This window comes from Actinomadura sp. KC06, assembly GCF_004348735.1.
In the GTDB taxonomy this organism is placed as follows: Bacteria; Actinomycetota; Actinomycetes; order Streptosporangiales; family Streptosporangiaceae; genus Spirillospora.
Genome location: NZ_SMKT01000011.1, coordinates 31,801 through 57,056, shown reverse-complemented (window position 1 = coordinate 57,056; position 25,256 = coordinate 31,801). Strand labels below are relative to the sequence as shown.

Annotated in this window: 25 protein-coding genes; 17 read left to right on the top strand and 8 right to left on the bottom strand. The window is 72.0% G+C overall.

Going from position 1 to position 25,256, the window contains the following annotated elements; translation table 11 throughout:
* Both E1287_RS06090 and E1287_RS06085 read right to left on the bottom strand, forming a co-directional pair.
* Positions 1-867: a branched-chain amino acid ABC transporter permease gene (locus E1287_RS06090; protein ID WP_131963830.1), complete on the bottom strand. Its 867-nt coding sequence runs from the start codon at positions 865-867 to the stop codon at positions 1-3.
* A gap of 12 nt (positions 868-879) precedes the next feature.
* Positions 880-2,067, bottom strand: coding sequence for an ABC transporter substrate-binding protein (locus tag E1287_RS06085; protein ID WP_165968902.1), 1,188 nt, complete (start codon positions 2,065-2,067; stop codon positions 880-882).
* A gap of 331 nt (positions 2,068-2,398) precedes the next feature.
* Here E1287_RS06085 and E1287_RS06080 point away from each other — a divergent pair, with 331 nt between their 5' ends.
* The 3 genes from E1287_RS06080 to E1287_RS06070 are packed head-to-tail and all read left to right on the top strand — an operon-like array spanning position 2,399 to position 5,375.
* A complete protein-coding gene (locus E1287_RS06080) occupies positions 2,399-3,472 on the top strand; it encodes an acyl-CoA dehydrogenase family protein (RefSeq protein ID WP_131963828.1) in 1,074 nt (357 codons plus the stop codon).
* Positions 3,473-3,474: 2 nt separating this feature from the next.
* Positions 3,475-4,632, top strand: a complete 1,158-nt coding sequence (locus E1287_RS06075) for an acyl-CoA dehydrogenase family protein (protein WP_131963827.1) — start codon at positions 3,475-3,477, stop codon at positions 4,630-4,632.
* A gap of 26 nt (positions 4,633-4,658) precedes the next feature.
* A complete protein-coding gene (locus tag E1287_RS06070) occupies positions 4,659-5,375 on the top strand; it encodes a TetR/AcrR family transcriptional regulator (protein ID WP_165968901.1) in 717 nt (238 codons plus the stop codon).
* Between the two features lie 59 nt (positions 5,376-5,434).
* Here E1287_RS06070 and E1287_RS06065 read toward each other — a convergent pair whose 3' ends face one another.
* Together E1287_RS06065 and E1287_RS06060 are read right to left on the bottom strand one after the other, a co-directional pair.
* Entirely contained in the window at positions 5,435-5,962 is a 528-nt protein-coding gene (locus tag E1287_RS06065) for a DoxX family protein (RefSeq protein ID WP_131963825.1), read from the bottom strand.
* Between the two features lie 110 nt (positions 5,963-6,072).
* Positions 6,073-7,284 (bottom strand): amidohydrolase family protein, encoded by a 1,212-nt coding sequence (locus tag E1287_RS06060; protein ID WP_207934038.1) that lies wholly within the window; start codon positions 7,282-7,284, stop codon positions 6,073-6,075.
* A gap of 158 nt (positions 7,285-7,442) precedes the next feature.
* Here E1287_RS06060 and E1287_RS06055 point away from each other — a divergent pair, with 158 nt between their 5' ends.
* From E1287_RS06055 to E1287_RS06035, 5 genes are all read left to right on the top strand, one after another.
* Positions 7,443-8,357: an acyl-CoA thioesterase domain-containing protein gene (locus E1287_RS06055; protein ID WP_165968900.1), complete on the top strand. Its 915-nt coding sequence runs from the start codon at positions 7,443-7,445 to the stop codon at positions 8,355-8,357.
* Positions 8,358-8,442: 85 nt separating this feature from the next.
* A complete protein-coding gene (locus E1287_RS06050) occupies positions 8,443-10,092 on the top strand; it encodes an AMP-binding protein (protein WP_131963822.1) in 1,650 nt (549 codons plus the stop codon).
* A 20-nt stretch (positions 10,093-10,112) separates the two neighbouring features.
* On the top strand, positions 10,113-11,321 hold the full coding sequence (locus tag E1287_RS06045; RefSeq protein ID WP_131963821.1) for a CoA transferase: 1,209 nt from the start codon (positions 10,113-10,115) through the stop codon (positions 11,319-11,321).
* Between the two features lie 62 nt (positions 11,322-11,383).
* Positions 11,384-12,064, top strand: a complete 681-nt coding sequence (locus tag E1287_RS06040; protein ID WP_131963820.1) for a TetR/AcrR family transcriptional regulator — start codon at positions 11,384-11,386, stop codon at positions 12,062-12,064.
* Positions 12,065-12,240: 176 nt separating this feature from the next.
* Entirely contained in the window at positions 12,241-13,128 is an 888-nt protein-coding gene (locus E1287_RS06035) for an SDR family oxidoreductase (RefSeq protein ID WP_243718676.1), read from the top strand.
* Positions 13,129-13,193: 65 nt separating this feature from the next.
* Here the strand turns inward: E1287_RS06035 and E1287_RS06030 are convergent, their stop codons facing one another.
* A complete protein-coding gene (locus E1287_RS06030; RefSeq protein WP_165968899.1) occupies positions 13,194-14,066 on the bottom strand; it encodes a VOC family protein in 873 nt (290 codons plus the stop codon).
* A 156-nt stretch (positions 14,067-14,222) separates the two neighbouring features.
* Here E1287_RS06030 and E1287_RS06025 point away from each other — a divergent pair, with 156 nt between their 5' ends.
* Genes E1287_RS06025 through E1287_RS06015 form a run of 3 tightly spaced genes read left to right on the top strand, consistent with a single transcriptional unit; the run spans position 14,223 to position 16,971 of the window.
* Positions 14,223-14,525: a hypothetical protein gene (locus E1287_RS06025; RefSeq protein WP_207934037.1), complete on the top strand. Its 303-nt coding sequence runs from the start codon at positions 14,223-14,225 to the stop codon at positions 14,523-14,525.
* An 8-nt stretch (positions 14,526-14,533) separates the two neighbouring features.
* Positions 14,534-16,057 carry a class I adenylate-forming enzyme family protein gene (locus E1287_RS06020; RefSeq protein WP_131963817.1) on the top strand — a complete coding sequence of 508 codons (1,524 nt, stop codon included), beginning with the start codon at positions 14,534-14,536 and terminating at the stop codon, positions 16,055-16,057.
* Complete coding sequence (locus E1287_RS06015) at positions 16,054-16,971, top strand: enoyl-CoA hydratase (RefSeq protein ID WP_131963816.1); 918 nt, start codon at positions 16,054-16,056, stop codon at positions 16,969-16,971. Before E1287_RS06020 ends, E1287_RS06015 begins: the two co-directional genes overlap by 4 nt.
* A gap of 90 nt (positions 16,972-17,061) precedes the next feature.
* Here the strand turns inward: E1287_RS06015 and E1287_RS06010 are convergent, their stop codons facing one another.
* Both E1287_RS06010 and E1287_RS06005 read right to left on the bottom strand, forming a co-directional pair.
* Positions 17,062-17,397 carry a hypothetical protein gene (locus tag E1287_RS06010; RefSeq protein ID WP_131963815.1) on the bottom strand — a complete coding sequence of 112 codons (336 nt, stop codon included), beginning with the start codon at positions 17,395-17,397 and terminating at the stop codon, positions 17,062-17,064.
* Positions 17,398-17,414: 17 nt separating this feature from the next.
* Positions 17,415-19,127, bottom strand: coding sequence for a thiamine pyrophosphate-binding protein (locus E1287_RS06005; RefSeq protein WP_165968898.1), 1,713 nt, complete (start codon positions 19,125-19,127; stop codon positions 17,415-17,417).
* A 94-nt stretch (positions 19,128-19,221) separates the two neighbouring features.
* Here E1287_RS06005 and E1287_RS06000 point away from each other — a divergent pair, with 94 nt between their 5' ends.
* From E1287_RS06000 to E1287_RS05975, 6 genes are read left to right on the top strand one after another with little or no spacing between them, the layout of a single operon-like run.
* Positions 19,222-20,109, top strand: coding sequence for an LLM class F420-dependent oxidoreductase (locus E1287_RS06000; RefSeq protein ID WP_165968897.1), 888 nt, complete (start codon positions 19,222-19,224; stop codon positions 20,107-20,109).
* Positions 20,109-21,341, top strand: a complete 1,233-nt coding sequence (locus E1287_RS05995; protein WP_131963812.1) for a thiolase — start codon at positions 20,109-20,111, stop codon at positions 21,339-21,341. Before E1287_RS06000 ends, E1287_RS05995 begins: the two co-directional genes overlap by 1 nt.
* 2 nt (positions 21,342-21,343) lie before the next feature.
* Positions 21,344-21,916 carry an OB-fold domain-containing protein gene (locus E1287_RS05990; protein WP_131963811.1) on the top strand — a complete coding sequence of 191 codons (573 nt, stop codon included), beginning with the start codon at positions 21,344-21,346 and terminating at the stop codon, positions 21,914-21,916.
* Complete coding sequence (locus tag E1287_RS05985; RefSeq protein WP_165968896.1) at positions 21,916-22,347, top strand: nuclear transport factor 2 family protein; 432 nt, start codon at positions 21,916-21,918, stop codon at positions 22,345-22,347. The genes E1287_RS05990 and E1287_RS05985 overlap by 1 nt, the downstream gene beginning before the upstream one ends.
* A gap of 49 nt (positions 22,348-22,396) precedes the next feature.
* Positions 22,397-23,458 carry an acyl-CoA dehydrogenase gene (locus tag E1287_RS05980; protein ID WP_131963809.1) on the top strand — a complete coding sequence of 354 codons (1,062 nt, stop codon included), beginning with the start codon at positions 22,397-22,399 and terminating at the stop codon, positions 23,456-23,458.
* 3 nt (positions 23,459-23,461) lie between these two features.
* The gene (locus E1287_RS05975; protein ID WP_131963808.1) at positions 23,462-24,661 is read left to right on the top strand and encodes an acyl-CoA dehydrogenase family protein; all 1,200 of its coding nucleotides are present in this window, start codon (positions 23,462-23,464) and stop codon (positions 24,659-24,661) included.
* Here E1287_RS05975 and E1287_RS45425 read toward each other — a convergent pair.
* Positions 24,658-25,209 (bottom strand): CGNR zinc finger domain-containing protein, encoded by a 552-nt coding sequence (locus tag E1287_RS45425; RefSeq protein WP_243718674.1) that lies wholly within the window; start codon positions 25,207-25,209, stop codon positions 24,658-24,660. The genes E1287_RS05975 and E1287_RS45425 overlap by 4 nt on opposite strands.
* Positions 25,210-25,256: the final 47 nt, after the last annotated feature.

The window sequence follows — 25,256 nt, the reverse complement described above, 5'->3', positions numbered from 1 at the left end:
TCATACCTGCCGTTCCGCCGCGCCGCCGAACAGGCCCCGCGGCCGGGTCAGCAGGATGAGCAGGAAGACCGCGAACACCACGATCTGGGGATAGGAGTCGCCCACGTACCGGGCGGTGACCGCGTACAGCAGCCCGATCGTGAACCCGCCGATCAGCCCGCCGAGCTGGCTTCCGGACCCGCCGATCGCGATGGCCACGAAGCCGAACAGGGCGAGCGTCTCGCCGAGATGGAAGTGCGCGTAGGTCCGTCCGGCGACGAACACGGCGAACAGCCCGGCGATCAGCCCGGCCAGCGCGAACGCGCCGATGCCGAGCGCCCGCACGTTCAGCCCGCGCGCCATCGCCGCCTGCCGGTTCTCCGCGGTCGCCAGCGACGCCAGCCCGAGCAGCGTCTTGCGCGACCAGAGGTGCAGGCCGACGCCGAGCGCCACCACGAGCAGGATCAGCACCAGGTCGTTGCGCTGGATGGTGCCGCCGAGCAGCGTCAGCGGCTCGCTGGAGAACGGCGACGGCACCTTCAGCGGCTCGGTGCCCCAGATCTTGGACGCGATCCCGCCGAGCAGCGTGCCGACGCCGACCGTGGTGATCAGCGCGGCGTGCGTGCCGTGCCGGCGCAGCAGCGGCCGGATCGCGATCCGCTCCTCCACCACCGCGATCACCGCGACGGCCGCGCCCGCCAGCAGGACGGTCACCGCGACCGGGAGACCCCAGTCGACCAGGCCGACATAGGCGAGGAACGTTCCGATCATGATGAGGTACGCGTTCGCGAAGTTCACGACGCCGGACGCCAGCAGCACGACGTTGTAGCCGATGGCCACGAGGCTGTAGAGGGCGCCGGTGGCCAGCCCGGACCAGATGGTCGTCATCGAACCCCGCCCTCAGTAGCCCTTGCCCGGCACGTAGAACCCGTTGCCGTCGTACGTCCCTGGCTGGACGTACTTGAACGACGTGGCGCTCGTCTTCGGGAAGTGGTTCGTCGGGGTGTACTCGAACTGGGTCACCTCGCCCTTGGGGCCCTTGCCGACCCAGGGCGGGTTCGCGGGCGTCTTGAACTTCTCGAACGCCTTCGCCAGCTTCTCCCCGTCGGTGGTCTTCTCCTGGCCGGCGACGTGGGCGACGTACTGGAGCAGGTCGTAGGTGGTGGTGAACAGCGCGAGGCCCGCCTGCGTCAGGTACTTCGCCGACTCGGACGTCTTGAGGGTCTGGATCACCTTGTCCAGGCCCGGGTGCTGCTGGTCCCCGGCCAGCGAGGACGTCTGCATGATGACCTGGTAGTTCTGGATCTGCGCCGCGGTGACCTTGCCGGCGATGGGGGACGGGCTGGCGAGCTGGTCGCCGTAGGAGGGCAGCGTCCAGCCGAGCTGGGACCGGCCGCGCAGGACGTACAGCACCGCGGTGCCGTAGCCGTTGACGATCAGCGCTTGCGGGTTCTGCGCCTTCAGCTGCTGGAGCTGCGGCGTCATGTCGAGCGCCGTGGCGTCGTAGCTCGCGCTGACCAGCTCGATGCCGGCCTGCTTGAGCGGGCCCTCGTACTGCTTGAACGAGCTCTGCCCGGTCGCGTCGTCGGAGTAGATCATCGCGACCTTCTTGTAGCCCTTGGCCTTCGCGAGCTGGACGAACGTGGGCACGTACGCCGCGCTCGGCGGGGTGACGCCGAAGTGGTAGGGGAACTTCTTCGGGTCGTTGAGCTGGATGCTGCTGGTGGCGCCGACCGACAGGACCTTGTCGCGGGTCAGGATCGGCAGCATCGACATCGACACCGCGCTGGACCCGCCCGGGTAGACGAGGTCAGGCTTGCCCTTCGCGAGCCGGCGCTGGAGCTCGCTGACCGCCTTGGTCGGGTTGTTCTGGTCGTTGGAGACCTCCAGCTTGATCTCCCGGCCGTTGATGCCGCCCTTGGCGTTGATGTCGGTGATCGCGGCGCGGGCGCCGCCGAGGAGGCCGCCGCCCAGGATCGCGGTCGGGCCCGAGGTGTCGATCGACACGTAGAAGACGAAGGGGCCGGTCCCCGCAGAATCCGCGGAGCCGCTTCCACATGCCGTGACGGTGGCCAGAATTGTTCCCATCGCCATTGCGATGAGAATTCTCATGCCCCGTGATAGAGCGAGCATGACGTCCTCCGCTCAAAAGGGATTCTGTGGGGGTGAACGTGATTCAGTCTTGTCTAACATCCGGCCCGCCGGGCGTCAACGGTCTGGTGAGCACGAGTTCACATGAACGACATACCCGCATGTATGCAGTTCAGGGCCGAAGGGTTGACACCGCGGAGCTCCGCGGGGTATCCCTGAACAGGGTTCAGTTGCCTACCGGTCGTCTGGTAGTTCCGAGCTGCTCGCTCGGGATGCTTTCGACGACCGGCTTATTGCCGCGCTTTTTCGTGCTCACAGGGAGCCAACAATGGTTCTTGCGCTGCTGAACGATGAACAGCAGATGCTGCGGGAAATGATGAGTTCGCTGGCCGGTTCGGTGAGCGCGGGAAATCCGCGGGACATCGGGGAGATCGACCGCGCGAAGGGCTGGGGCGCGCTCGCGGGCGCCGGGATGCTCGGGCTGCGCGTCCGGGACGGCTCCGGCGCGCCGACCGGCTCGGGCGTCGACGCGATGATCGTCGCGGAGGCGCTCGGCGGCGCGCTCGCACCGCTGCCCTACGTCGGGTCGGCGGTCCTCGCCACCGAACTGCTCGCGCTCGCCGGCGCGCCGCCCGACCTGCTCCAGCGGGCCGCCGACGGCACCGAGCGCCACACCGTCCTGCTCATCCCGGACCTGTCCGGGATCGCCACCGTCGCCGGCCTCGGGACGGCGATCGCCTTCGACTGCTGGGGAGCCGGGCACGCGCTCGCGCTGTCGGACGGCGGCCCGGCGCCGCGGCTCGTCCGCGTCCCGCTCGGCGACGCCGCCGACCGGGGGCCCGCCGCCGACCTCACGCGGGAGATCGCCCGGTTCACCGCCGCGCCCGCCGCGGCGGACGCCGAGGAGATCGGCCGCCCGCTGGAGCCGGCGGACCTCAGCCGGTGGCGGGCGCTCGCGCTGACCGTGATCGCCGCCGACGCCGTCGGGGCGATGCGCGCGGCCCTGGACGGCGTCGTCGCCTACTCCAAGGAGCGCGTCGCCTACGGCACCCTGATCGGTTCGTTCCAGGCGATCCAGCACATGTGCGCGGACGCCCTCGTCCACTGCGAGGCCGCGTCCGCCTGCGTGAGCTACGCCGCCTGGGCCGCCGACGAAGCGGACCCGGACGAGGCGCTGCTCGCCGCGCACACCGCGAAGGCCTACACCGCCATCGCCTCCCTCGACGTCGCCGAGACGGTGATGCAGGTGTACGGCGGCATCGGGCACACGTGGGAGCACGTGGCGCACCTGTACGCCCGCCGCGTCCTGCTCGACCGCGAGGTGCTCGGCGACGCCGCGCACAGCCTGCTGAGCGTCGCCGACCTGCGCCTGGGCCAACGCCCCAGGCCAGAGGAGGGTTGATCATGGACTTTCGGGACACCCCCGAGGAGGCCGCGTTCCGCGCCCGGCTGCGCGACTGGCTGGCCGCGAACGCCCCGGCGGACTACGACGCCGCCGCCGACCACGACACCAAGGCGGCGATCCGGCGCCGGTGGCACCGCAGCCTCTACGACGCCGGCTACATGGGCATGGCCTGGCCGCGCGAGTACGGCGGCCAGGACCTCAGCCCGGTCTACGACGCGATCCTCAACGAGGAGGTCGGCGCGTCCGACAGCCCGCCCGTGCCGGGCCAGGTCAACTACCTCGGCCGGGCCATCTACACGCACGGCGGCGAGGAGCAGAAGCGGCGCTTCCTGCCGACGCTGCTGAGCGGCGAGGTCCAGTGGTGCCAGGGCTTCTCCGAGCCGGGCGCGGGCTCCGACCTCGCCGCGCTCCAGACCCGCGCCGAGCTGAAGGGCTCCCCGGACTCGGGCGTGTACGTCGTCAACGGCCAGAAGATGTGGACGAGCGGCGGCCAGTACTCCGACTGGTGCCTGCTGCTCGCCCGCACCGACCCGGACGCCCCCAAGCACAAGGGCATCTCCGCGTTCCTCGTCGACATGAAGACCCCCGGGATCACCACGCGGCCGATCGTCCTCGCGGACGGCGAGCCGGAGACCAGCGAGGTCTTCTGGGACGACGTCGAGATCCCCGCCGACCAGATGCTCGGCGCGCCCGGCCGGGGCTGGCACATCGCGATGACGACCGTCACCTACGAGCGCGGCCCGGCCGACGTCGGCATGATCTCCAACTACCGCAAGACGCTGCGCGCCATCGAGGAGACGGCCGCGGCGAAGGGCCTCACCGGACGTCCCGAGGTCCGCAGGGAGCTGGCCCGCGCGTACGTCCTCGGCGAGGCGCTGCGGCTGAACGTGGCGCAGCAGCTCTCGCTGCGCGTGTCCGGACGGGAGCCGGGCCCCGAGGGGTCGGTCGGCAAGCTGCTGTGGTCGCAGGCCGAGCAGTCGCTGTACCACCTCGCGCTGGACCTGGCCGGTGCGGACGCGGTGACCGGCGCGGCGCCCGAGGTGCTCGCCGGGTACTTCCGGTCGCGTCCCATCAGCGTGTACGGCGGATCGTCCCAGATCCAGCGAAATCTCCTGGCATGGCACATCCTCTCGATGCCCCGCAAACCCTCCCGTTGAGCCGCGGCGGCGGGAGAATGGGGCCCATGCGCAAGTCCGATGGCGGGGAGAACGGTCAGGCCCAGGCCCTGCTGAACGCGGCGGAGGAGCTGTTCACCGAGCGGGGCTTCTACGGCACGAGCGTCACCGACATCACCGAGCGCGCCGGCACCAGTGTCGGCGCGCTCTATTACCACTTCGGCAGCAAGAACGGCGTGTACCACGCGCTGTGGTCCCGCTACATGGACGCGCAGTCGGGCCGGACCCGCGAGGCGGTGACGTTACTGCGCGCCGCCGGTGTGATGGACGGACGCCGCCTGTTCCTCGCGGGCACCCGCGCCTACCTGACCAGCGCCTGGCACCACAGCGGCCTGGTCCGGATGGTCTCGGACGGCGACGCCCCCGCCGGGTTCGCCGGGGTGGCGCGCCGCTTCAGCCAGGAATGGGCGCGGCAGAACACCAAGCTGCTCCAGGTCAGCGATCCGCTGGCCGACCGGGCGCTGTCCTCGATCGTCACCGGCTCGATCGGGGGGATCGCCCGGGAGGTCGCCGACTGCGAGACGCTGGAGGACGCGGACGCGCTGATCGCCAAGGCCATCGAGATCTACGGCTCGCTCCTCGGGGTGCGCCCGTTCCCCGCGGCCGACGCCGCCGAGCCGGGCGCCGAGGCCGCCGGATCGGGCGCCGAGTTCGCCGGACCGGGCATCCAGTTCGCGGACGCTCCGCGGGCCGCCGCCGACGGCGACGGCCCGCACCCACGTTGAGCCTCCGGTCTCCCGACCCGTCCAATGGCCGCCGCCCGACGCCGGGCGGCGGCCGCCGCTCAGGCGGTCTCCGCCTGAGCGGCGGCGGCCTCCTGGCGGCGCGGCGCCGGGCGGTAGCAGGCGGCGAGCAGCCCCGCGCCCGCGGCCAGCCCGCCGCCCGCCGCGACCAGCAGGCCCCAGCCGCCGATGTCCAGGCCGATCGCCTCGTCCAGCGACCAGGCGCCCGGCCCGGTCGTGGCGACCCCGGCGGCGACGACGGCGAGGATCAGGTTGTACTCCCATCCGTTGCCGGCGCTGAAGAAGCCGTTCTCCCGGTGCACCGTCCACGCGGCGACGAGCATGAGCCCGACGAACCCGGCCGCCGCCAGCGGCGTCAGCAGCCCGGCCGCGAACAGCACGCCCGCGCCGATCTCCGTCGAGGCCGCGAACAGGGCGTGCAGCCGTCCCGGGCGCATGCCGATGCTCTCGAACCAGCGTGCGGTGCCCGGGATGCGTCCGCCGCCGAAGAACTTGTTGTAGCCGTGGGCCGCGAGCGTCAGCCCGGCGACCACCCGGACCAGCAGAAGCCCGGCCGCCACCTCGTCCATCGCTGTCCTTTCTGCAAACGCCGTCCCTTCCACGGTCGTACGCGGCGCGCCGCCCCAACAGGCCGAGGCCGCCGGTGAGGGCGGCGCGCCGCAGCTCGGCGGACGCGGCGCTAGGCCTTCACCGGCGGGTCGGCCGGGGTGAAGCGGAAGACGCGCTCGGCGTTCCCGCGCAGCACCTTGTAGGCGACCTGCGGGTCGATGTCGGCGAGCCGCTCCTGCGCCAGCTTGATGCAGTCGGGCCAGGTCGAGTCCGAGTGCGGGTAGTCGGTCTCGATCATGACGTTGTCCTCGCCGATGACGTCCAGGTTCCGGATGCCGTGGATGTCGTCGATGAAGCAGCCGAACACGTGGTCGTGGTAGGTCTGCCGCAGGTCGAAGTTGTCCAGGTCCAGCGACCCGACCGCGTGCTTGCCCTCCAGCGACCCGCCGAACGCCTCGCCCCGCTGGATCCAGGCGCGCTGGTGGTCGAGGACCTGCTCGGCGCGCTCCAGGAAGTACGGGATCCAGCCGATGTTGCCCTCCGACAGCGCGATCTTCAGGCTGGTGAACCGCTGGAAGACGCCGCTGAACAGCCATTCGAGCAGCGCGCCCGAGGTGCGGTTGGCGCCCCAGGTCATGTTCGCCATGAACGGCGAGTTGGGGCTGATCTTCGGCATGGTGGACGAGGAGCCGACGTGCATGCACACGATCAGCTCGGTCTCCTGGGCCGCGGCGAACACCGGGTCCCAGTACCGCTTCGGGTCGTGGATGGTCGGCAGCCCGAGCGGGGCCGGGTTCTCCGAGAAGGCGACGCCCCGCGCGCCCTTCGCGGCGGTGCGCTCGATCTCCTTGGCGGCGGCCTTCGGGTCCCACAGCGGGATGATCACCAGCGGGATGTAGCGGCCGGGCGCCGAGCCGCACCACTCGTCGATCATGAAGTCGTTGTAGGCCTGGACGCAGAGCATCGCGAGCTCCTTGTCCTCCGCCTCCCAGAACAGCTGGCCGCAGAAGCGCGGCACGGACGGGAAGCAGAGGGACGCGAGGATGCCCGCGCGGTCCATGTCCTCCAGCCGCGCGACGGAGTCGTAGCAGCCCGCCCGCATCTCCGAGTAGGGGATCGCGTTCGGGGTGAACTCCTCCTTCTTGCGCCCGGCGGACGCGGCGAGCCCGGACGAGGGGACCTTGCGGTCCTCGTACACCCAGACCTCGCCGTGCTCCTCGTCCTGCACGAGCCGCGGCGCGACGTCCCGGTACTTGGCCGGGACGCGGTCCGTCCAGACATGGCCGGGCTCGATGACATGGTCGTCGACGGAGATCAGCCAGTTGAGATCGGGAGTCTGCATGGTCGTCATGTCAGTCCTCTCACGTGGGTCAAAGTCCAGTTTGTCAACCGGTCGGCTGGTAGTCAACGAGCGACGACTATCTACCGGCCGACTGGTAGACAATCCGATCTTCCGCGCTTAGGATGCGGGCAACGTCCCGGGAAGCCTGGAGGTACCGGATGGGCATCGTCGCCGACCTCGCGAGCGCACTCGACCTGGAGCGGCTCGGCGCGAACCGGTTCCGCGGCGACAGCGTGGACAGCCCGGAACGCGACGTGGTGTTCGGCGGCCAGCTCATCGGGCAGTGCGCCGTCGCCGCCGCGCGAGGAGAGCCCGCCGCCGGGAAACGGGTGAAGACCGTGCATGCGCTGTTCGCGCGCACGGCGTCCAAGGCCCACCCGATCGACTTCGAGGTCGAGTTCCTGCACGCCGGGCGCACGATGGCCAGCGCCACCGTGACGGTCACGCAGGGCGGACGGCTCTGCGCCAGGGCGATGGCCCTGCTCACCACCGCCGACGACGACCTCATCCGGCACGCCGCGCCGATGCCGGACGTGGAACCCCCCGAAGCGCTCGAACCGGTGACCGACCCGTACGTCGGCCGCGAACTGCGCGTCGCCGGCGGCGCCGACCTCAACGGCTCGTCCACGCCCGGCGGCGCCGGTCCGTCCGCAGCCGCGTCCGCTGATTCGACCGAGCTGTCGGTCTGGACGCGGATGCCCGGCGCCGCCCCCGCCTCCTCCGCCGAACCGGCGATCGCGCAGGCGATGCTGGCGCACGCCAGCGCCGGATTCCTGATCGGCGCCGCGATGCGCCCGCATCCCGAGCTGACGATCGCCGACGCGCACGACAAGTTCTCAACCGGCATCCTCGGGCATAGTGTCACGTTCCACGAGGAGGCCGACGTGAGCGACTGGATCCTGCTGGCGCACGAGAGCCCGTACGCGGGACGCGGCCGCTCCTACGGGCGCGGCCACGCCTTCGCCCGCGACGGAAGGCTGGTCGCCTCGTTCGCGCAGGACGCCATCATCCGCAGCTTCGCGACGCGTCCCGGCGCGGAGGGCGGGCGCCGCGGCAAGGCGAGCGTCCTCTGAACCGGCCCCGGAGACCCCGGACGTCCCGGAGCCTCCGGATTAGGCCGGAACCCCGCAGCAGGCCAGGAACGTGGAGGGGAGCCCGATGGGATCGTTCGAGTTCGCGCCCGCGCCGAGACCGCCAGGACTGAACGCCCGCTACGAGCGGAACGGGCACCAGGTGCCCGTCTCCATCGGCTCGCTGATGACGCGGAACCGGGTGGAGTTCGGCGCGCTGACCGCCGTGTTCGACGGCGACGTCCGGCTGACCTGGCGGGAGCTGGCCGACACCGCCGGACGCTTCGCCGGGTTCCTCGGCTCCCGCGGCGTCGGCCCCGGCGACGTCGTCGCCTGGCAGGCGCCGAACTGGTGGGAGTCGCTGGCCGTCGCGTACGGGATCTGGGCGGCGGGCGCGATCAGCGCCCCGGTCGTGCCGATCTACCGCGAGCACGAGGTCGCCGCGATCGTCGCCGCGGTGCGTCCGGCCTGCGTGGTGACGGCCGCCGACTTCCGAAACTGCCGGCATCCCGAGCTGGTCGACGAGGCGTGCCGCATGGCGGGCTGGGAGCCGTCCGTCCGGGTGGTGCTGCGCGGCGCCGCGACCGGCTGGACGCCCTTCGAGGCGACCATGACCGGCAGGCCCGAGATCGCCGCCGACATCGACCCGGACGCGCCCGCGCTCATCGGGTTCACCTCCGGCACGACGTCGGGCGCCAAGGCGGTCGTGCACAGCACCCGCGGCCTGATCGCGTCGCCGGTCCGCTCGACCCGCACGTCCGGGACCACCTGGACGGACCGCGCCTACATGCCCGCGCCCGTCGCGCACGCCACCGGCCTCCTGTCGGCCATCGCCGTGCCCCTCTACACGGGCGCGTCGGTCGTCCTGCGCGACCGGTGGGACGCCGACCAGGCCATCGACGACATCCTCGCGTACAAGGTCACGACGTCCGCGGGCGCCGCCGTGTTCATGAAGGAGCTGGTGGACGCCCTCGACCGCCGCGGCATGGACCGGCTGCCGCTGCCCGGCGGCTACCCGTGCGGCGGCTCGTCGATCCCGACCTCGCTCGCCGAGGCGACCGAGGCGAAGGGCCTGGCCCCGGCCAGGGCGTTCGGGATGACCGAGTGCCCGGGCGTCACGGGCAGCAGCCCGCGCCTCGACCCGCCGCACATCCGGCTGGCGACCGACGGCTGGATCATGCCCGGCTGCGAGGTCCGGGTCCTCGGCCCGGACGGCGCCGAGCTGCCGGCCGGCGAGGCGGGGGAGTTCCTCGTCCGGGGGCCGCAGCTCGCGCTCGGCTACATCGACCCGGAGCACACCCGCGAGGGCTTCACCGATGAGGGCTGGTTCCGCACCGGCGACCTCGGGTTCCTCACCGCGCACGACACGGGCGGCGGCGAGGTCCGGCACTCCTGCCAGGTCACCGGGCGGTCCAAGGAGATCATCAACCGGGGCGGGGAGAAGATCTCCGTCCGGGAGATCGAGGACGCCCTCGTCCGGCACGCCGAGGTCCTGGACGCGGCGGTCGTCCCGGCGCCGCACGAGCGGCTCGGCGAGCAGCCCGCGGCGTTCGTGCAGCTCCGGCCGGGCGCCGCCGTGGAGCCGGACGGCCTCGCCTCGTTCCTGCGCGCGGGCGGCCTGGCCCCGCAGAAGATCCCGCGGATCTGGAAGTACGTGGACGACCTGCCGAGAACGGCGTCCGGAAAGATCAAGAAGTACGCCCTGCGGGAGTCCCTGGCCGGCTCCGCGCCCGCGTGAGGAACGGAGAGCTGCGAGAGATGGACGGCATATTCGACGGGATCCGCGTGCTGGAGGTGGCCACCTGGACGTTCGTCCCCGCGGCCGCCGCCGTGCTGGCCGACTTCGGCGCCGACGTCGTCAAGATCGAGCATCCGCTGCGCGGCGACCCGCAGCGCGGCCTGTCCACCGGCGGCTACGCGCCGAGCATGGCCGGGATCAGCATCACGATGGAGCAGACCAACCGGGGCAAGCGCAGCGTCGGCCTCGACATCTCCCAGCCGGAGGGCCGCGCGCTGCTGCTGGAGATGGCGGCGCGCTGCGACGTCTTCATGACGAGCTTCCTGCCCGGCAACCGGGCCAAGCTCGGCATCGACGTCGACGACCTGCGCGCCGTGAACCCCGACATCATCTACGTCCGCGCGGACGCGGTCGGCCCCGAAGGCCCCGAGAGCGGCAAGCCCGGCTACGACATGAGCGCGTTCTGGGCCCGCAGCGGCATCGCGCACGCGCTCACCGAGGAGGGCGCGGACCGCCCGACGCGGCAGCGTCCCGGCTTCGGCGACAAGACCGGCGCCATGAACCTCGCGTTCGGGGTGGCCGCCGCGCTCTACCGCCGCGCCACCACCGGCACGCCGTCCGAGGTGGACGTGTCGCTGCTCGGCACCGCGCTCTGGGTCAACTCCAGCGACGTGGTGTACTCCAAGGCGATCGGCGGCGACTTCAGCCGCCGCGAGGTCAAGGTCCCGAACCCGATCTCGCACGTCTACCGCACGGGCGACGGGCGCTGGATCGCGCTGCTGATGCTGGAGTCCGACCGGTGGTGGGCGCCGCTGTGCCGCCACCTCGGCCGTCCGGACCTGGTCGACGACCCGCGCTTCGCAAGCGCCGCCGAGCGGAACGCCAACAGCGCCGAGTGCGTCGCCGAGCTGACCGCGACGTTCGCCGGCGCGACGCTCGCGGAATGGCGCGAGCGCCTCGGCCCGCTGAGCGCGCCATGGGAGGCGATGCAGACGCTGCCGGAGGTCCTGGACGACCCGCAGGTCACCGCGAACGGCTACGTCACCGACGTCAAGCACCCGTCCGGGCAGGACATCACTCTCGTCCGGGCGCCGGTGCGGTTCGACGGGCGCCAGCCCGAACTGCGGCCCGCGCCCGAGGCCGCCGCGCACACCGAAGAGGTGCTGCTGGAGCTGGGCCACGACTGGGCGGAAATCGGCCGGCTGAAGGAGTCCGGAGCCATCGCCTGACATGCTTGTACCGGCGATTTCGCAACCCCGCCCTTGGTAGACTCTGCGGGCACGCCGAATCGATGAAGGGAATGATGATTTTGAGCGTGTCCCAAGGACGGCAGCGCACCGCCACCAAATCACGGGTGGCCGGAGAACAGCGCTGGGAAGAGATTGTCGAAGCGGCTGCGAAGATCTTCTCGCAGAAGGGCTACGAGGCCACCAGCCTGCAGGACATCGCCAATACGGTCGGCATCCTCAAGGGCAGCATGTACTACTATTTCAAGAACAAGGAAGACTTGCTCTTTGAATTGGTGCAGCGCGCGCTTGACGCCCACCAGCCCTCCCTGGTGGAGGAGCCCGCGGTCGCCGAGGCCGCCGCGCCGGTGCGGCTGCGGGCCTTCATCCGCCGGTGGATGGCGCTCAACCGCAAGCAGCGCCTCTGGCGCGGGGTCGCGGAGAGCGAGTTCGGCCGGCTGCGCGGCAAGCGCCTCAAGGAGGTCATCGCCGAACGCGACAAATTCAGCGCGTTCGCCAAGGAGATAATCGAGCAGGGAATGCGCGACGGCGACTTCGACTCGGGCATCGACCCCAGCGTCGTGACCAGCACGCTGTTCGAGCTGATGAACACGACGCAGACCTGGTTCAAGCCTTCGGGACGGCTCTCCTACGCCGAACTCGCCGACTGGTACGCCACCTTTTTCATCCGCGGTCTCGGCGGTTCCGACGAGGTTGTGGCGAAGTCGTCCGGCGAAACCGGGTAAACCGGTACGGCCGTTCTGCCAAGCCCTCGGATAAACCCTTGCCGGCAATTGGATATCCACCAGACGGTTGGTAGTCTAGCAGAGGGCGGGCGGCCCCGGGCGCGTCCCGCGACCGCCCCGGCTGGAGGGGTCGCCCTCCTCCGACTTCGATGATGAGGAGAACGGCAGTGGCGAGGATGTGCGAAGGCCGGGTGGCGGTGGTCACCGGCGCGGGACGCGGCATCGGCCGCGGGCACGCGCTGGAACTCGCGCGCCAGGGCGCCCGGGTCGTGGTCAACGACCTCGGCGGCGACGTGCACGGCGCGAACCCCGACTCGGCCGCGGCCAAGGAGGTCGCCGAGGAGATCATCGCGGCCGGGGGAGAGGCCGTGCCCAGCGGTCACGACGTCTCCACCGCCGACGGCGCCGCCGGCCTCGTCCGGCTGGCCCTCGACAGCTTCGGCGCGCTGCACGCCGTGGTGAACAACGCGGGCATCCTGCGCGACCGCACCATCGTCAACATGACCGAGGACGAGTGGGACTCCGTCATCGCCGTCCACCTGCGGGGCACGTTCCTGGTCGCCCGCGAGGCGGCCCGGCACTGGCGGGAACGCTCCAAGGCGGGCGAGCCGGTGGACGCCCGCATCATCAACACCTCGTCGGTCTCCGGCCTGTTCGGCAACACCGGGCAGAGCAACTACGGCGCCGCCAAGGCCGGCATCGCCGGGTTCACGATCATCGCGTCGCTGGAGCTGGCCCGCTACGGCGTCACGGTCAACGCGGTGTCCCCGTCCGCGCGCACCCGCATGATCACGCCGCGCGGGCAGGAGCGGATGGCCGCCCGCGACGACTTCGACCCGTTCGACCCCGAGAACATCGCGCCGCTGGTGGCCTGGCTCGCCGGGACCGGGTCCAAGGACGTCACCGGGCGCGTCTTCAACGTCCACGGCGGCCGGATCAGCGTCCTCGAAGGCTGGAACGAGGGCCCCACCGTCGACAAGGGGAAGCGCTGGGACCCTGACGAGCTCGCCGCCGTCATGCCGGAGCTCGTGGGCAGGGCCCGCGCGAACGTCACCCTCGGCTGACCGGGGGGGATCGGCCGTGGCATCGCCGGAGGACGGGGGACCTCGGCGACGCCACGGCCGGTGTGTCAGCTCTCCGTGAGCCGCAGGACGGCCCCGAAGCAGTCGTCCGGGTCGAGGACGAGGTCGTCGGACTGGCGCTCGGCGATCCGCACCCCGCACGACGCGAGATGCTTCCGCGCGGCGTCCAGGTCGCGGACCTTGAACGTGACCGAGTGCATGATCTCGCCGTTGCGGGCGAGGTCGCGTCCGGCCCGGCTCTCCTCGCCGTCCGGACGGGCCAGCTCGATGACCGTGTCCTCGCCGACGTGCACGAAGACACTGTCGGTGGCGTCCGCGCCCCGGCCCCGGTGCAGCACCTCGCCGCCGAGCGCGCCCGCGTAGAACGCGACCGCCCGCTCCAGGTCGCGGACGACCACGGTCATGTACGCGACGCGCTCGACGCCCAGCGGATGCACGTCGCTCCAGTAGGACGTCGAGAACCCGGGACGGAACCGCGGGTCCTCCAGGCCGCTCACGGCTTCGACGTCCACGAACTCGATGGCGCCGTGGCTGTCCCTCGGGTGGGTGTAGAGGGAGCCGGGGAACTCCTCCGACTCCATGTCCGAGCCGCCCGGCCCGGTCACGCGCACGCCCGCCGAGCGCAGCCGCTCGTAGAGGCCCCGCAGGTCCTTGACGTACCAGGCCAGCGAGTGGAGGTGCTGGCCGAACCTCGCGTAGAACCTGCCGACCGGGGTCGCCTCGGCGCCCGGCAGCCGGCTGGACATCATCGGCTCCATCACGAAGTCGGCGATGACGACGAGCGACGCGTCCCGCTTCTCGACGGCCAGATGGCCCTTGTAGAAGCGCTCGACGCCGAACACCCGGTCGTACCAGCCGTCCGCGGCGTCCAGGTCGGAGACCATGTGGATCGCGTGGTAGAACCTGCCGATCTCGAACAACGTTCCGCTCCCTCTCTCGGCCCTCTCCTGGCCCCGGCCCTGGCGAATCCGCTCGCCCGGCCCTAACATATCTACCAGACGGTTGGTTGTTTAATCGTTCGTTCGTGAGATGCCGCGGGCCGGGTTCTCACCGGTCGGAGGGGGTCTGCAGTGATATTGAGCATCGGTTCGCGCCTGCGCAGCGCGGTGTGCGACGCCGAGGTCGTGGTGGTCAGGTCGAGCGGCGAGGAGGTGGACCTGCGCTGCGGCGGCCGTCCGATGATCGCCATCGACGCGACGGCGGAGCCCGGCGCCGCGCCAGATCCCGGCTTCGCGGACGGCGTCCTGCTCGGCAAGCGCTACGTCGGCGCCGGCGGGCGGTTCGAGCTGCTGTGCACCAAGGCGGGCGCGGGGTCGCTCGCGGAGGCGGAGGAGCCGCTCGGCATCAAGGACGCCAAGCCGCTGCCGTCCTCCGACTGAGCCGGCCGATGGACGTCGCACTCCTGCTCCAGATGGCCGCCGACGGCTTCGGCGACCGCGTCGCGCTCGGCCCTCGGCACGGCCATCCCGCCGAGACGCTGACGTATGAGCAATTGCACGAGCGCTCCCGGCGGGCCGGCGCCTGGCTCGCCGGACGGGACGCCCGCCACGCCGTTCTGGTGGGCGTGAACTCGCCGGCCGTCCCGCTGCTCCTCTTTGGCGCCGCGTTCGCCGGGATGCCGATGGCGCCGCTCAACTACCGGCTGGCCGACGAGCGCCTCGCGGCCGTGCTGCGCCGCGTCGTCCCCGGCGTCGCGGTCACCGACCCCGCCTCCACCGGACGGGTCCGCTCCCTGCAAGACGCGCTCGCCCCGGTGGACACGGCGACGTTCCTCGACGCCGCCGCCACCGATCAGGGTCCCGTCCCGTCGGGCGCGGATCCCGAAGGGATCGCGGTGCTGCTGTTCACCAGCGGCACCACCGGCGAACCGAAGGCCGCCGTGCTCCGGCACCGGCACCTGGCGTCCTACGTGGTGTCGACGGTGGAGTTCATGGGCGCGGAGGAGGACGAGGCGACCCTGGTGAGCGTCCCGCCATACCACATCGCGGGCATCTCGGCCGTCCTGACCTCGGTCTACGCGGGACGCCGCATCGTGCAGCTCCCGTCGTTCGACCCGCGCGAATGGGTGCGGCTGGCCGAGCGGGAGCGCGTCACGCACGCGATGGTGGTGCCGACCATGCTCGGCCGGATCCTCGACGCGCTCCCCGAGCGCACGGGCCCGCTGCGCGCGCTGCGGACGCTGTCGTACGGCGGCGGCCGGATGCCGGTGCCGGTGATCGAGCGCGCGATGCGGCTGCTCCCGCACGTGGAGTTCGTCAACGCGTACGGGCTGACGGAGACCAGCTCCACGATCGCGGTCCTCGGCCCCGGCGACCACCGCGCGGCGATGGGGAGCGCGGACCCGGACGTCCGGCGGCGGCTGGGCTCGGTCGGCGTCCCGGTGCCGTCGGTGGAGGTCGAGATCCGCGACCCGTCCGGGCGGCCGGTTCCGGCGGGCGCGGCCGGGGAGATCTGGGTCCGCGGCGAGCAGGTCGCGGGCGAGTACCTGGACCGCCGCGCCATCCGCGCGGACGGCTGGTTCCCGACCAGGGACGAGGGCCGCCTCGACGGCGCCGGCTACCTGTACGTCGAGGGCCGCCTGGACGACGTGATCGTCCGCGGCGGCGAGAACATCTCGCCCGGCGAGATCGAGGACGTCCTCACCGCGCATCCCGCCGTCGCGGACGCCGCCGTCGTCGGCCTCCCCGACACCGAATGGGGCGAACGCGTCGTCGCCGCCGTGGTGCTCCGCGACGGCCAGAAGACCGAGGGCGCGGAACTCCAGGAGTGGGTGCGGGCGCGGCTCCGCTCGTCCCGCACCCCCGAGCACGTGGCATTCCGCACCGGACTGCCCTACACCGACACGGGCAAGCTGCTCCGCCGCGACCTGCGCGCGGACCTGCTCGGCGAACAGGAAGAGAGCATGCCGTGACCGAGAAGCCCGACTACAAGTTCGTCACGTACGAGGAGCTCGACGGCGGGACGATCGTCCGGATCCTGCTGAACCGGCCGAAGACCCGCAACGCGCAGAGCCGCGGCCTGCTGGTCGAGCTGAACGACGCCTTCCTGCGCGCCGAGCAGGACGACACCGTCCGCGTCGTCATCCTCGGCGGGGTGGGCCCGATGTTCTCGTCCGGCCACGACATCGGCTCGGCCGAGGCCCGCGCCGAGTACAGCCCGGGCCCGGACCAGCACCCGACCACGCGGATCAACGGCGGCTCCCGCACCGGCATCGAGAAGATGATGCTCCAGGAGTGGCACTACTTCTTCGAGAACACCCGCCGCTGGCGCAACCTCCGCAAGATCACCATCGCGCAGGTGCACGGCACCGTCTACGCGGCCGGGCTGATGCTGATGTGGGCGTGCGACCTGATCGTCGCCGACGACGAGGTCAAGTTCGCGGACGTCGTCGGCACCCGGCTCGGCATGTGCGGCGTCGAGTACTTCGGCCACCCGTGGGAGTTCGGCCCGCGCAAGGCCAAGGAGCTGCTGCTCACGGGCGACTCGATCGACGTCCACGAGGCGCACCGGCTCGGCATGGTCAGCAAGGTGTTCGCCCCCGACCGGCTCGGCGACGAGACGGTCGCGCTGGCCCGGCGGATCGCGGCGCTCCCCACCATGGCCGCGCTGCTGATCAAGGAGTCGGTGAACCAGACCGTCGACAACATGGGCTTCTACAACTCGCTGAACTCCTGCTTCACGCTGCACGAGCTCAACCACGCGCACTGGTCGAACGAGACCAAGGGCGAGAGCATCGTCGCCACCCCCGAGCACGGCATCCCGGACTGGCGCTCGGCCCCGCCCGTCAAGCCCGCCCAGAAGGACACCGCCGAGGCCCCCGCCTAGCGGCGGATTCCAGGCCCGCTCACAAGGCCCCGCTCATCCGAATGGCCGCCGCCGGAGATCCCGGAGGCGGCCATTCGGATAAGCGGCGGGCTAGCCGTCGGTGTGGTCGGCGCAGGCCAGCAGGACGCCGGCGAGCTGCCGCGCCTCGTACGGCGACAGGCTGATCACCCGGTAGCGGGAGCCGACGTGGTAGGTCAGCTCCACCGACGGCGCGGCCTCACCGGCGTCGCCGGTCTCGTCCGGCTCGTACTGCACGACCCTGACGTCGACCGACTCGGGCAGCCGCACGTCGTGGCGGTGCGACAGGGACAGGCCCTGCGTCTCGCTCTCGTGCAGCAGCGCCGTCCGCGTCCCGGAGTGGTCCAGCGTGCACCAGTCGGGGCAGCGCTGGTCCCGCGCGCAGGCGTCCTTCGAGGCCAGGGGCATGGGTCCTCTCTCCTTCCTCAAGCACGCACCAGGGGTGACGTGACATCGCGGAACGACGTCTCCATCGAGATCCGGACGTCGACGACGGTGGGCAGCGCGTCCTCGGCGAACGCCTCGCGCAGCGCGTCGCCGAGGTGCGCCGGGTCGTCCACGCGGACGCCCCGGCAGCCCATCGACCGGGCGATCGCCGCATGGTCGAAGTCGTTGAAATGGGACACCGACGAGCCGCCGTGCACGACCCACCCCAGCGCCGCGTTGTTGAACACGACGGTGACGATGGGGATGCCGTGCTCGACCGCCGTCATCAGGCCGTTCATGGTCATCGCGAAGCCGCCGTCGCCGGTGACCGCGGCGACGCGCCGGCCGGGGTGGACGAGCTTGGCGCCCAGCGCGGACGGGATCGCGTAGCCCATCGGCCCGATCCCGGCGGCCTGCAGGAAGCCGCCCGCGTTCGGCGTCCGGTAGTAGTGCGTCATGAAGATGCGGTTCTCGCCCGCGTCGCAGGTCACGATGCCGTCGTCGCCGATCGCGCGGGACAGCTCGGCGATGAGCCGCTGCGGCATGATCGGGACGGCGCCGGACGCGGCCGCCGGATGGTCGAAGTGCCCGTGCCGTTCCCGCAGCTCCGCCACGCGCTCCCGGCCGCCTCCGGTCCCGCCCCCGCCGAGCGCCTCGGTGAGGCGGTCGAGCGTGGCGGCGGCGTCGCCGAGCAGGACGTGCTCGCTCGGGAACGACCGTCCGGCGTTGAGCGGCTCCACGTCCACGTGGACGAGCGTCTGCCGCTCCGGGTCGAGCAGGGCCGGGTTCTCCATCGCGGTGTCGCCGGAGCTGAGCTTGGTGCCGACCGCGATCACCGTGTCTGCGCCGCCGACCGCCGCGTTCGCGGCCTCGGTGCCGAAGGTGCCGTACACGCCGAGCGCGAGGTCGTGCGTCTCGGCGATGCAGCCCTTCCCGGACGGGCTGGTGACGACGGGCGCGCCGAGCGTCTCGGCGAAGCGGCGCAGCGCGTCCTCGGCCCGCGCGATCCGCACGCCGTTCCCGGCGATCACGACCGGCCGGTGCGCCGAGGCGACGGCTGCGGCCGCGGCCTCGACGCGCTCGGCGGAGGCGGGCGGGGACGGCTGCGGCAGGTACCCGGCGGTCGGGTAGAGGCGGGGCCGCGACTCGGGCCCGACGTCTCCGCGGAGCGCCGCGCCCGAGTACAGGACGGCGACCGGCCCCCGCTGCCCGGTCAGCGCGTGCCGGATCGCCAGCTGCGTGCCGTGCACCGCCTCGGCTGGGCCGCGTGCGTCCACGACCTCCTTGGTGATGCCGGCGAAGCTCTGCCGCGCGTCCCAGTTCCCGTACTCGCCGGTGCCCGTCTGGTACGAGCCGTGCTGGGTGAGCCCGGCGCCGTCGGAGAAGTCGGTCAGCAGGAGCATCGGGCTGCTCGACAGGTGCGCCTCGAGCGTGCCGATCACGCCGTAGCCGAGCACCCAGGGGCCCTGGCCGATGAGCACGCCGGGACGGCCGGTGAGCCGTCCGTACACCTCGGCCATCGCGCTGGCCAGCGACTCCTGCCGGACGACGATCGTGCGGATGGAGTCGCGGTACTTCTCCAGCGCGGTGAAGATCCGGCCCGTCTCGCCGCCGGGGACGCCGAAGACCGTGTCGATCCCGGCCTCGGCGAGGACCGTGGCGATCGCCTCGGGGACCGGCGTCGGGGTCGTGAGGATCCGCTGTGTCGGCATGTCCTCACGATGCCATCCCCCGATCCGGCTAGTCAACCAACCGTCTGGTAGATATAGGATCGCCTTGCGCACCGTCGTACGGGAGGAACGGGACATGAAGTTCGGTCTGCCGATGTACGGGCTGAGTCCGCGGCACCAGCCGGAGGCCGCGCGGCTGGCGGAGGAGCACGGCTACGAGTCGGTGTGGGTGCCCGAGCATCTGGTGCTCCCCGCCGAGCTCCCGGCGACCTACCTCTACACCCCGGACGGTCGTCCCCCGATCGAGCCCCGCACCCCGATGTACGACCCGTGGGTGGTCCTCGCGGCCATCGCCGCCTCGACCGAGCGGATCCGGCTGGCGACGAACGTGTACGTCCTGCCGCTGCGGCACCCGATCGCCACCGCGCGGTCCGTGGTGACGGTCGACCGCGTGTCGGGCGGACGCGTCACGCTCGGCGTCGGGGTGGGCTGGCTGGAGGAGGAGTTCGGCATCGTCGGCCAGTCGTTCCGCGACCGGGGAAGCCGCACCGACGAGATCATCCCGCTGCTGCGCCGCCTCTGGAGCGAGGAGACCATCACTCACAAAGGCCGCCACTACGCGTTCGGGCCGGTCGCGTTCGAGCCCAAGCCGGTGCAGCGGCGCGGCGCCGGACGCGGCATCCCGGTGGAGGTCGGCGGCACGTCCCCGCCGGCGCTGCGCAGGGCGGGCCGCCTCGGCGACGGCTGGATCGAGATCGGCGCGAAGGACCTCGACGACGTCGCCCGCATGCTCGCGGTGGTGCGCGCGGCCCGAGGGGAGGCGGGCCGCTCGGACGAGCCGTTCGAGGTCACCTGCAGCGTGCCCGGCGACGTCGACACCGTGCGCCGCGCGGAGGAACTGGGCGTGACACGCGTCATCGCGTCCCCGGTGCGGGAACACGACGGGCGTATCACCAGGGAGGACGTTCTGGACGGCATCAAGCGCTTCGCCGACGAGGTGATCGCGCGGACGGGAGACGGCTGATGGGCGGCCTCAAGGACAAGTACTGCATCGTCGGGGTGGGGGAGACCGCCTACGTGCGCGGCTCGGGACGCACCACCCGGAGCATGGGCGTGGAGGCGGTCCGCGCCGCGATGAACGACGCGGGGCTGGACGCGTCCGACGTCGACGGGATGCTCTGCTACCAGGTCGGCGACTCGACGCTGTCCCAGACGATCGCGACCGACCTCGGCGTCCGGCTCAACTTCTACACCGACACCTACGGCGGCGGATCCAGCACCGAGACGATCATCGGGCTGGCGATGGGCGCGATCGAGGCGGGCATGTGCCACACGGTCGCGGTGTTCCGGTCGATGAACGGCTACTCGTCGCTGCGGATGGGCGGCCGTCCCGCACCGACCGGGCCGGGCCCGGCACGGCTCGTCGGCGACGCGCTCGACACGACGCCGTACGGCATCGGCAGCCCCGCCCAGCGGTTCCAGTTCACGTTCGCGCGGCACATGCAGACCTACGGGACGACGAACGAGCAGCTCGCGCACGTCAAGGTGGCGCACGCCAAGCACGCGTCCAACAACCCGAGGGCGTACTACCGCGAGCGCGTGACCGTCGACGACGTGCTCGACTCGCGGTGGATCGTCAAGCCCGCCTGCCACCTGCTGGACTGCTGCGTCGAGACCGACAACGCGACCTGCGTGATCGTGACGTCCGCCGACCGGGCGCGTGACCTGCGGCAGCGTCCGGTGCACATCATGTCCGTGGTCGGACGGGCCAACAAGCCGTACCAGGACCCGCTCGCCCACTACCAGTGCGACCCGATCACCAGACAGGCCGGCTACTACGGCGGGCGGATCGCGTTCCGCAACGCCGGGGTCGAGCCCGCCGACGTCCAGCTCACCGGTTGCTACGACGCCTTCACCTTCACACCCGTGCTGCTGTTCGAGGGGTACGGGTTCTGCGGGGAGGGCGAGGGCGGCGAGTACGTGTCCGGCGGGACGATCGAGCTGGGCGGGGCGCGTCCGAACAACACCAGCGGCGGGCAGCTCTGCGAGGGCTACACGCACGGCATGAACCTGGTGATCGAGAACGTCCGGCAGCTCCGCCACCAGGCCGACGACTCCTGCCCGGGCTGGCGCGAGGGGCGGCACACCTACGACCACGCCGAGGGCGGCTGCCGCCAGGTCCGGGACGTGGAGCTGGCGATGAACATGGGCTGGGGGACCCCGGCGGTGTCCAGCGCGCTGATCATGAGGAGGTAGCGGTGGCGGTCTACAAGGGCTTCGACATCGCGGCGGACCCGGCGGGCTCGGAGCACCGCGGGTACTTCGAGGCGGCCGGGCGCGGCGAGCTGGTCGTGCAGCGCTGCACGGCCGCGGGCTGCGGGCTGATGCGCGGGCAGATCGGCGCGGCGTGCCCGTTCTGCACGGGCCTGGAGTGGGAGTGGCAGGCGGTCGCCGGCACCGGGGTGATCTACAGCTACCAGATCGTCGCGCGGGCGGTGAACCCCGCGTTCGCCGACTGGGTGCCGTACCCGGTGGTGCTGGTCGAGCTGGACGAGCAGCGCGGCGTGCCGTGGCGCGGCGGCGCCGAGGACGAGTCCGTCTCGCTGCGCAAGATCGCGAACCTGGTGGACGGCGGCGACCCTTCCCGTCCCGAGGACGAGGCGAACGTCGCGATCGGGCTGCGCGTCCGGGTGTGCTTCACCGAGCTCGGCGACGGCCTGGCGCTGCCCCAGTTCCGGCTGAGCGACGAGCCGCCCGAGCACGACCCGTGGCGCGCCCCGACGCGCGCCGCCGAACGCGCCGCGTCGCGCGCCGCCGAGCGGCCGTCCTGATGGAGCCGTGGGAGCTGGCCGCCCGGGAGTGCATCCGCGACCTGGTGGCCCGCTACAACTCCAACGGCGACAGCGGGCGGTTCGAGCACCTCCTGGAGCTGTTCGCGCCGGACGCCACGATGGACGTCGGCGACGGCCGCGCCTACCGGGGCCGCGACGAGATCGCCACGATCTTCACCGGCACCGGGGACCGCTGGCGGGCCGCCGCGCAGGCGCGCGGCGTCCCGCCCTACGTGCGGCATTTCACGGCCACCCACCAGATCGACCTGCTGGATCGCGAGCGCGCGAAAGGCCGCAGCTACTTCCAGGTCCTGATGCCGCACGGCCTCGACCACTGGGGCCGCTACCTGGACGAATACGCCCTGATCGGCGATCGCTGGCTGTTCGCCCACCGCCGGGTCGCCGTCGACGGCCGCACTGCCGCGGTCTAGGCAAACTACCAGACGACTGGTAGATTTCAGGCGACCGGAAGGAGATGCCGTGCAGACAGCGCGCCGCCCGGAGCTCAGACGCAACGACCACACGCTCAGCGAGGACCAGCAGGACGTCGAGGTGGTCTTCGCCGAGTTCTTCCTCCGGGAATGCCCAAGCTCGCGAGTACGGGACGCCGAGCCGCTCGGGTACGACGAGAAGCTCTGGCGCTCCCTCGTCCAGACGGGCGCGGTCACCATGGGGCTCCCCGAGGCGCTCGGCGGGGGCGGGGCGTCCGTCCTGGACCTCGCGCTGGTGGCGGGCGCGTTCGGCCGCCACCTCGCGCCCGTCCCGCTGATCGAGGCGGCGGTCGCGCTCCGGCTGCTCGCCGACGCGGCACCGGACGTAGCGCGCACGTGGATCGATGGCGCGGCGGCCGGGGGCCGGTTCCCGACGCTCGCGCTCCGCCCCGCGGACGGCGACGGCGCCGCGCAGCTCGTCCCGGCCGGGGCGATCACGGGCGCGGTCATCGCTCTGACGGGCGGCGAGCTGGTCCTGCACAACGTCGCCGAGCCGCCGCCCCCGGTGGGGAACCAGGGCCGCGCCCCGATCGCCTGGTGGCATCCTTCGCCGGACAACCGTGTGGCCCTCGCGGACGGCGACAGGGCGCGCGAGCTCTACGAGGGCGCGGTGCGCGAGTGGAAGCTGCTCACCGCCGCCGCGCTGGCCGGACTCGGCGAAGGCGTCCTCGCGCTCGGCCTCGACTTCGTCAAGGACCGCACGGCGTTCGACACGCCAATCGGCGCCTTCCAGGCGATCTCGCACGCGCTCGCCGACGCGCACACGGCGGTGGTCGGCGCCCGCAACCTCGCCCGCAAGGCGGCCTGGTACGCCGCCAACGAACCGGGCGGCCGGCGCGAGCTGGTCCCGATGGCGTTCGCCTACGCAGCGCAGGCCGCGACCCGTGCCGTGACGGTCGCGACGCACGTCCAGGGCGGCTTCGGGTTCACGGTCGAGTCGGACGTCCAGCTCTACTTCCGCCGGGCCAAGGGCTGGAGCGTCCTCGCCGGCGACCCGAGGGCCGAGCTGTCCGCCATCGGCGACCTGCTCGCCGACCGCGTGAGGAGTTAGAACATGGACTTCAGCGTGCTCGAACTGGACGAGGACCTCACCGCCTTCGTGACGGAGGTGGACGGGTTCCTCGACGAGCACCTCACCCAGGACGTCCTGGACGAGGAATGGGAGACCGGCGCCGGGCACAACCGCGCCTTCCACCGGGCCCTCGGCGCCAAGGGCTGGGTCTTCCCCGCCTGGCCGGTCGAGGAGGGCGGCGCCGGGCTAGACCCGCTGCGCGTCCATCTGCTGGACACCGAGCTGCGCCGCCGCGAGGCGCCGACCATCACCAAGGGCACGACCGGCCTGTCGGTCGCGGGCATCCGCGCCTACGCCAACGACGACCTCAAGGCGGACGTGCTGCCGAGGATCGCCAGGGGAGAGGTGTGCGTCTGCCTCGGCTACACCGAGCCCGACACCGGCTCCGACCTGGCCGGGGTCCGGACGAAGGCCGTGCTCGACGGCGACACGTGGACGATCTCCGGCTCCAAGATGTTCACCACCGGCGCGCAGAACTGCCAGTACAGCTTCCTGCTCGCCCGCAGCGAGCCGGACGCGTCCAAGCATTCGGGCCTCACGATGTTCCTGGTGCCGCTCGACTCGCCGGGCGTCGAGATCAGGCCCGTCCACACGCTCGGCGGCGAGCGGACCAACGTCGTCTACTACGGCGACGTCCAGGTCCCCGACCACTACCGGCTCGGGCCGCGCGGGCACGGCTGGTCCGTCCTGTCCGAGCCGCTGCGCGCCGAGCACGGCATCGGCCGCGACGACGCGCACGGGCTCGCGGAGATCAACCCGTCCGGGCTGACGTACTTCCACACGCTGGAGCGGCTGCTGGAGCGCACCCTCCACTGGGCCGTGACGGACGTCCGGGCGGACGGCGCGAGTCCCATCGACGACCCGCTCGTCCGCGCCCGGCTCGGGCAGGTCGCGCTGGACGTCGAGGCGTCCCGCAACACCCCGCCGCCGATGGGCCGGGTGCTGGCGTCCGAGCTGCTCATCCGCGACTCCGCCGACATCATCGACCTGGTCGGCCCGAAGGCGCTGATCGGGCGCGGCGAGGACGGCGCGCTGGAGGACGGCGTCATCGAGTGGGCCCACCGCTTCGCGCAGGGCACCGCGATCTACGCGGGCACCACCGAGGTGCACCGCAACATCATCGCCGAGCGCGTCCTGGGCCTGCCCAGGTACGCCCGCTACCCCCGCGCCACGCCCCGTTAGTCGTCAACGGCGGCGCGGCGGCGGCGCAGGGCGGCGGTCTTGACGCGGTTCTGGCAGGTGGTCGAGCAGAAGCGGCGGCTTCCGTTGCGGCTGGTGTCGACGAAGACCCGTCCGCACCGGTCGTCGGCGCAGGAACCGGCGCGGTCGGCGTGACCGCCGCCCAGCAACCGTGCCAGGGCCTCGGCGCAGATGGACGTCCACATCGGCACCAGGGACGCGTCGGCGGGGTGGTGGTGCAGGCGCCACCGTCCGTCCTCTTTCGCCAGGTGCGGGTGGGCGGGGTGCGCGGCGAGGAGCCGGTTCAGCCGGTCGGCGGCGGCGTCCTCGTCACCGCCGCCCAGCTCGCCGAAGACGGCGTGCAGCTCGCGGGCGAGGGCGGCGAAGCCGGGCACGTGGCCGGGCGCGAGCTGCGCGGCCGAGGGCGGATCGACCGCCAGGACCTCGCGCAGGACGGCCGTGTCCGCGCCCGGTTCGGGACGGATCACCATCCGGTTGACGAGATCGGCGGCGACGAGCACGCCCGCGTCCATGTAACTGTCTAGAAGCAATTGACCAGTGACCTCCGCTCGGTTACCGTGTAACTGTCGTAAGAGGA

Coding starts and splice junctions, on each gene's coding strand:
- E1287_RS06090 (WP_131963830.1), bottom strand. CDS start 867: ATGACGACCATCTGGTCCGGGCTGGCCACCGGCGCCCTCTACAGCCTC.
- E1287_RS06085 (WP_165968902.1), bottom strand. CDS start 2,067: ATGGGAACAATTCTGGCCACCGTCACGGCATGTGGAAGCGGCTCCGCG.
- E1287_RS06080 (WP_131963828.1), top strand. CDS start 2,399: ATGGTTCTTGCGCTGCTGAACGATGAACAGCAGATGCTGCGGGAAATG.
- E1287_RS06075 (WP_131963827.1), top strand. CDS start 3,475: ATGGACTTTCGGGACACCCCCGAGGAGGCCGCGTTCCGCGCCCGGCTG.
- E1287_RS06070 (WP_165968901.1), top strand. CDS start 4,659: ATGCGCAAGTCCGATGGCGGGGAGAACGGTCAGGCCCAGGCCCTGCTG.
- E1287_RS06065 (WP_131963825.1), bottom strand. CDS start 5,962: ATGGACGAGGTGGCGGCCGGGCTTCTGCTGGTCCGGGTGGTCGCCGGG.
- E1287_RS06060 (WP_207934038.1), bottom strand. CDS start 7,284: ATGCAGACTCCCGATCTCAACTGGCTGATCTCCGTCGACGACCATGTC.
- E1287_RS06055 (WP_165968900.1), top strand. CDS start 7,443: ATGGGCATCGTCGCCGACCTCGCGAGCGCACTCGACCTGGAGCGGCTC.
- E1287_RS06050 (WP_131963822.1), top strand. CDS start 8,443: ATGGGATCGTTCGAGTTCGCGCCCGCGCCGAGACCGCCAGGACTGAAC.
- E1287_RS06045 (WP_131963821.1), top strand. CDS start 10,113: ATGGACGGCATATTCGACGGGATCCGCGTGCTGGAGGTGGCCACCTGG.
- E1287_RS06040 (WP_131963820.1), top strand. CDS start 11,384: ATGAAGGGAATGATGATTTTGAGCGTGTCCCAAGGACGGCAGCGCACC.
- E1287_RS06035 (WP_243718676.1), top strand. CDS start 12,241: ATGTGCGAAGGCCGGGTGGCGGTGGTCACCGGCGCGGGACGCGGCATC.
- E1287_RS06020 (WP_131963817.1), top strand. CDS start 14,534: ATGGACGTCGCACTCCTGCTCCAGATGGCCGCCGACGGCTTCGGCGAC.
- E1287_RS06010 (WP_131963815.1), bottom strand. CDS start 17,397: ATGCCCCTGGCCTCGAAGGACGCCTGCGCGCGGGACCAGCGCTGCCCC.
- E1287_RS06005 (WP_165968898.1), bottom strand. CDS start 19,127: ATGCCGACACAGCGGATCCTCACGACCCCGACGCCGGTCCCCGAGGCG.
- E1287_RS06000 (WP_165968897.1), top strand. CDS start 19,222: ATGAAGTTCGGTCTGCCGATGTACGGGCTGAGTCCGCGGCACCAGCCG.
- E1287_RS05995 (WP_131963812.1), top strand. CDS start 20,109: ATGGGCGGCCTCAAGGACAAGTACTGCATCGTCGGGGTGGGGGAGACC.
- E1287_RS05985 (WP_165968896.1), top strand. CDS start 21,916: ATGGAGCCGTGGGAGCTGGCCGCCCGGGAGTGCATCCGCGACCTGGTG.
- E1287_RS05975 (WP_131963808.1), top strand. CDS start 23,462: ATGGACTTCAGCGTGCTCGAACTGGACGAGGACCTCACCGCCTTCGTG.